The organism is Terriglobales bacterium, assembly GCA_035937135.1.
Lineage (GTDB): Bacteria > Acidobacteriota > Terriglobia > Terriglobales > Acidobacteriaceae > DASYVL01.
In genome coordinates this window covers 1-5790 of the sequence record DASYVL010000136.1, presented here as the reverse complement: position 1 = coordinate 5790, position 5790 = coordinate 1, and the positions used below count along the sequence as shown (strand labels likewise).

General features: G+C 62.7%; 5 protein-coding genes and 1 pseudogene. 5 read left to right on the top strand and 1 reads right to left on the bottom strand.

The genetic code is table 11. From position 1 onward, the window contains the following. Positions 1 to 147 precede the first annotated feature (147 nt). Positions 148 to 315 carry a Trm112 family protein gene (locus VGQ94_08235; protein HEV2022504.1) on the bottom strand — a complete coding sequence of 56 codons (168 nt, stop codon included), beginning with the start codon at positions 313 to 315 and terminating at the stop codon, positions 148 to 150. 63 nt (positions 316 to 378) lie between these two features. Here VGQ94_08235 and VGQ94_08230 point away from each other — a divergent pair, with 63 nt between their 5' ends. The 5 genes and pseudogenes from VGQ94_08230 to VGQ94_08210 form a co-directional block, all read left to right on the top strand. After that, on the top strand, positions 379 to 1338 hold the full coding sequence (locus VGQ94_08230) for a bifunctional 5,10-methylenetetrahydrofolate dehydrogenase/5,10-methenyltetrahydrofolate cyclohydrolase (protein HEV2022503.1): 960 nt from the start codon (positions 379 to 381) through the stop codon (positions 1336 to 1338). A 2-nt stretch (positions 1339 to 1340) separates the two neighbouring features. Beyond that, a complete protein-coding gene (gene coaE, locus VGQ94_08225) occupies positions 1341 to 1979 on the top strand; it encodes a dephospho-CoA kinase (GenBank protein ID HEV2022502.1) in 639 nt (212 codons plus the stop codon). After that, positions 1976 to 3115 (top strand): trypsin-like peptidase domain-containing protein, encoded by a 1140-nt coding sequence (locus VGQ94_08220; GenBank protein HEV2022501.1) that lies wholly within the window; start codon positions 1976 to 1978, stop codon positions 3113 to 3115. Before coaE ends, VGQ94_08220 begins: the two co-directional genes overlap by 4 nt. Before the next feature lie 828 nt (positions 3116 to 3943). Then, positions 3944 to 4195: pseudogene (locus VGQ94_08215) on the top strand (IS1 family transposase). Between the two features lie 763 nt (positions 4196 to 4958). Then, positions 4959 to 5790: gamma-glutamyltransferase (locus tag VGQ94_08210; GenBank protein ID HEV2022500.1), on the top strand; the 832-nt coding region annotated here is incomplete at its 3' end.

The window sequence follows — 5790 nt, the reverse complement described above, 5'->3', positions numbered from 1 at the left end:
CGTGCGCGTGGAGTTCCCCAGCGCCGAGCACGGCACGCTCACGACCTCGAGCGGGGAGACCTGGGCCACCAGCGACGGCGGGGTGAGCTGGCAGAAGAGGTGATGACGCGGCGCAGGTAGAGACGCGGCATGCCGCGTCTCTACGGGTCACTCTTCGATCTTCGCTTCGTCCACTAGCAAAATGGGAATGTCGTCGCGGATGGGATAGACGCGGCGGCAGGCGGCGCACTTCAGCGTCTGTTTTTCGGCGCTGTAGGCGAGCGGCTGCTTGCAGGCGGGACAGACCAGGATATCGAGCAGGTCCTTGGGGAGCATCAAGGGCGATTCTAGCGGAACTGGTAAATTAAGATAGTCTCCAGACCCCACCCCAGAGGCCCCATGTCTGCCATCATCCTGGACGGCAACAAGATCGCGAGCGAGATCAAGGCCGAGGTCGCGATCGAGGCGCGGGCGCTGGCCGAGGCCGGCATCAAGCCCGGCCTGGCGGCGGTGCTGGTGGGCAGCGATCCCGCGTCGGAGATTTACGTCCGCAACAAGATCAAGGCTTGCGAGGCGCTGGGCATCTACAGCGAGAAGATCACGCCGCCGGAATCGGTCACGACGCGCGAGATGCTCGGCCTGGTGGAGGAACTGAACGCGCGCGACGAGATCGACGGCATCCTGGTGCAGTTGCCGCTGCCCAAGCAGGTGGATGCGAAGGCGGTGCTGCTGGCCGTCTCGCCGGAGAAGGACGTGGACGGCTTTCATCCCGTGAACGTGGGCCGCCTCTCGACGCAGCGGCCGGGCCTGGTGCCGTGCACGCCGCTGGGCGTGATCGAGATCCTGAAGCGCAGCGGCATCGAGATTGCCGGGGCCAACGCCACCGTGGTGGGCCGCAGCGATATCGTCGGCAAGCCGGTGGCCATGCTCTTATTGAACTCGCACGCCACCGTCACCGTATGTCACTCCAAGACGAAGGATCTGCCGGGCGTCTGCCGCCGTGCCGACATTCTGGTGGTGGCGATGGGCAAGCCGGGCTTCGTGACGCGCGACTTCGTGAAGCCGGGAGCGACGGTGATCGACGTGGGCATCAACCGGGTGAGCGATCGCGCCGAGTTCGAAAAGTATTTCCCCGGGAACGCGAAGCGCGAGCAGGAGTTCGCCGCCAGGGGTTCGACCCTGGTGGGCGACGTCCATCCCGAGGTCGCGGAGGTAGCCGGCGCCATCACTCCGGTGCCGGGCGGCGTCGGTCCGCTGACCATCGCCATGCTGATGTCGAACACAGTGCGCGCCGCCAAACTGCGGCGCGGCGCGGCGGCGGGGACAAGGAAAGCCGTCGCCGCCGCCGCCGGAGGATAGCCGTGCTGCGCGTCGGACTCACCGGCGGCCTTTCCTGTGGCAAGTCCACGGTTGCGCGCATGTTCGCCGAGCGCGGCGCCTCGGTGATCCAGGCCGACTCCATCGCCCGCGAGCTCACCCGGCCAGGCAACTCGGTGTTCGACCAGGTGGTCAAACAATTCGGGCCGGAGATCGTCCAACCCGATGGCAGCCTGGATCGCGCCAAGCTGGCCGACCTGGCCTTTGCCGGGGGACGCATCGCGGAGCTGAACGGCATCGTGCATCCCGCGGTCATCGAGCGCCAGGAAAAGTGGATGGAGGCGGTGGAGCGCAACGATCCCCAAGGCGTGGCCGTGGTCGAGGCGGCGCTGATCCTGGAGGCGCGCGTCGGCCGACGCTTCGACAAGCTGGTGGTGGTGACCTGCGAGCCCCTACAGAAGGTGGAGCGCTTCGCCAAGCGACATACGATTTCCTTGGAGGCGGCAAAGGTCGAGGTGGCGCGGCGGCAGGCGGCCATGATGCCGGACGAGGAAAAGATCAAGGCCGCGAACTACGTCATCGACAACTCGGGCACGCCCGAGGAGGCCGCGCGCCAGGTGGACGCCATCTACGCCGAGCTCAAGCGCCTGGCGGCGGAGACGGCGAAGGGAGAGCAGCCATGAAGTCCTTGCGAGTGGTTCTTCTGGCCGTCCTGCTGGCCGGAGCGTTCTATTACCTGAGCAACCGGCAACCTGCGCCGGCCGCGGTTACGCACCCCATCCTGGCGGGACCGGCCAAGCTCGAGATCACCGAGGCCGCCGCTCCCCAGTCGTTCGACTCCGAGGAGCAGACCAACATCACGGTGTACCGCAAGGTGCTGCCCGCGGTGGTCAACATCACCTCCAAAGCCGTGGCCTTCGACTTCTTTTACGGCGAGGTGCCGGAGCAGGGCCAGGGCTCGGGCTTCCTGCTCGACCGCCAGGGACACATCCTCACCAACTACCACGTGATCGCCGGGGCGCAGCAACTGGAGGTCACGCTTTCGAACCGCTCGAAGTATCCGGCGCGCGTGGTGGGGGTGGACCGCTCGCACGATCTGGCCGTCATCCAGATCGCGGCGCAGGGACTGACCCCGGCCACGCTGGGCGATTCCAAGAACCTGGTGGTGGGACAGAAAGTATTCGCCATCGGCAATCCCTTCGGACTGAACGGCACCATGACCCGCGGCATCATCAGCTCCATCCGCTCGGTGCGCGGGCCGGAATCCTACATTGACGAGGCCATCCAGACCGACGCGGCCATCAATCCCGGCAACTCCGGCGGGCCGCTGCTGAACTCGCGCGGTGAGGTCATCGGCATCAATACTATGATTGTCGGCACCGCGGGACAGAACTCCGGCGTGGGCTTCGCCGTGCCCATCAACACCGCCAAAGCCGTGCTCGACGACCTGGTGACGCTGGGGCGGGTGCGGCGCCCGGCGCTGGGCATCCGCAGCCTGCCCATCGGGCCGGAGGCGGCGCAGCGCATGGGCCTGGCCACGGATTCCGGGGTGCTCATCGTGCAGCTGGTCCCGGGCGGAGCGGCGGAGCGCGCCGGCCTGCGCGCCGGCAACCAGCGCGCCTACATCGGCAACACTCCCATCATGCTGGGCGGCGACCTGATCGTGGCCATGGACGGCGACGCGGTCGAGGACGCCAGCGACATCTCCCGCATCATGAACCGCCACCGCGCCGGCGACACCGTGCGCGTCACCATCTATCGAGGCAAACAGAAGATGGACGTCAACGTCACCCTGGGCGAGCTGCGCGAGCAGACATAGCCCGATGGCGGCGCTCAGCAGTGATATAATTCTCGACGGAAGGAGGAGGCCGATGTTCAATTGCCAGAAATGCGGCCACTCTAACCCGATAGACTTGGAGCAGGCGCTAGCGACAGGCCGGAATTGCTGCACACGGTGCGGCCAAGAACACTTTATCGGGGCGGTGATGGTCGGGTACAAACCATTGGTTCTTCCAAAATCATCCGAATCAGTCTCGCCTGCATCCTCCTGACCCTTCGACGGAGCCGCCCCCCATTACTTACGTGGAGCTTTGGCTCTACAGTGTTTTCTACTTTGCCGTCTTGTGTCGCGGGGGGAACGCATGCCCGAGAGCGTATATCACGAGCAATGCTGCTGGCTTGTGGTGATCTTCAGGATGATTGTTCAAATATTTCACTACTACAGCTTTGAGTTGCTCCTGTTTCGCTTCTATTGGCGTTTCAATTATTGGTTTAGCGCCTCGAAGTTCTGTTGCCAGGACAACTCCGTCCCGTACCCCCATGATGAAAGCTTCGCAGAACTGCAATTCGGTCGTGCCATGCTCCGCATTACATAAACGTAATAACTCAGTTCCATGAATATCTGAGATTACGACGTTTTGATGGAGCCTCCGAAGCAAGCACTACTGAACTCAACAAAACCATTCCTATGAAAAACAGTCTCTTCATCTGTACCATTCTCCGCTCCTCTCCCAACGCTACGTAAGCCGGGATTTACTTTTTGACTTCGAAAACGGAAATGCATTCTACACCTTCGACCAGAGCCAGCACGTCGCCGAAATTGCCGGTGCTGTCCTAATTTCGATTTCCACAAAATCAGATTCGTCATGGCAGGCCCGACCCGGCGCACATCTGTACGTCTCACGTCGAGCGGCAGCACTTGACCATGAGGATGCAGATGCGTAGATTTACGCGGCTGACTAACGCTTTCTCGAAGAAGCTGGAGAACCTGAAAGCCGCTTGCGCTTTGCACTTCGCGCACTATAATTTCTGCCGCGTTCGCTCTAGCTTGCGTGTGGCTGCGGCAATGGCCGCTGGAATAACTACTGAGGTATGGCCACTGTCTGCGCTCTTCTCCTGAAAGGTCGAAGCAGATGCCAGATGCGTATGTATTGATTTGCTCGATCTGTCAAGAGCGTACTGTTCTCCCGCATCGAAGCCTTCAAGGAAAATCTCTCGGTCAATGGTACTGGCCCATGGGCGAAGAGAAACTAACGCTCGTATGCTCTGGTGACGGGCATTTGTCCGTTCATTCTGAACAAGACATCCACATGGAAGACGTTCAAGAGCCAAGCCCAAATCTACCCCGCAGTGTGTTTTGGAGAGTAACTCTTTCATGTTCCCAACGAAGCTGCGACCTTCCAATCGTAGCGCATATAAGAACCGAAGAAGGACTGTCGCATAGCGCCATAAGGAAACCGGGTGTATATCGCTAAACCGCCCGCGACTTGCGCGGCGGGGCATACCATTGACCCGCAGGGTCATGTTGAGGAGATACAACGAGTGGAGTGGACAGGGCCCGATGAGTGGTTGACATGAAGCATACCCCATGCGATGATTTCGCTGGAGCGCAAATCTTCTGAGGCCCCCACTGGCATGGGGGCTTTTCTCTTTTCTGATTCGAACACGGCTGTTGGGAGGACAGTACCGAAGGTTGAGAGCTGGTTTGAAGTGAAGTCCGCTAGTTCAACCCCTACCGTCACCGGCTGATGGACGCCGATTTGACTCCCCCTAGACCCCTGGGCTAGCCTCAATAGCCCGGCCCGGTGCTCAGGCGGGACGGGAACGGCCCTCGCGGATAAGCCCCGCACATCATGCGTCTCCTTCGTAAGCCATTGATTTTAATGGCGGTTGTGGCAGTCACCACCGCCGCCGCGCCGGCCCTCTGGGCCTCTGGGATGCGCCCTGCCCATGCGCCCCACGCCATGGTGGCGAGCGTCCACGAACTGGCCTCGCAGGCCGGAGTGGAGATGATGCAGGCGGGCGGCAATGCGGTGGACGCCGCCGTGGCCACCGGCTTCGCGCTGGCCGTGGTCCATCCCCAGGCGGGGAACTTGGGCGGCGGAGGCTTCCTGCTGCTGCGTATGGCGAACGGCGAGACCCACTTTCTCGACTTTCGCGAGAAAGCTCCGGCGGCGGCTACGCGCGACATGTATCTGGACGCGCAGGGCAAGGTCATCCGCCATGCCAGCACCGTCGGTTATCGGGCTATCGCGGTTCCCGGCTCGGTGGCCGGGCTGGTCTATGCGCAAAAGAAGTGGGGGAAGCTGCCGCTGGAGCGGGTGATGGCGCCGGCGCTCAAGCTCGCGCGCGAGGGATTCGCGCTCAGCTACGAGGACGCCCGGTCCTTCCGCGACCCGGACTACCACCTGGGCGAGTTCGCTGAGTCGAAGCGCATCTTTCAGCGTGGCGGGCAGCGCGACGTCAACTACTACCAGCCGGGCGAGATCTTCCGGCAGCCGGAGTTGGCGGCGACGCTGGAGCGCATCGCCAAAGATCCCGACGACTTCTACCACGGCAAGCTGGCAAAGGAATTGGCCGCGGCGGTCCAGAAGGGTGGCGGGCTGATGACGGCCGCCGATCTGGCCGCCTACGAGGTGAAAGAACGCGAGCCGGTGCGCGGCAGCTACCGCGGATACGAGATCATCAGCACCCCGCCGCCGTCTTCGGGCGGCA

Bases quoted from the DNA above. Each gene is read 5' to 3' on its own strand.
- VGQ94_08235 (HEV2022504.1), bottom strand. From the start codon at position 315: ATGCTCCCCAAGGACCTGCTCGATATCCTGGTCTGTCCCGCCTGCAAG.
- VGQ94_08230 (HEV2022503.1), top strand. From the start codon at position 379: ATGTCTGCCATCATCCTGGACGGCAACAAGATCGCGAGCGAGATCAAG.
- VGQ94_08220 (HEV2022501.1), top strand. From the start codon at position 1,976: ATGAAGTCCTTGCGAGTGGTTCTTCTGGCCGTCCTGCTGGCCGGAGCG.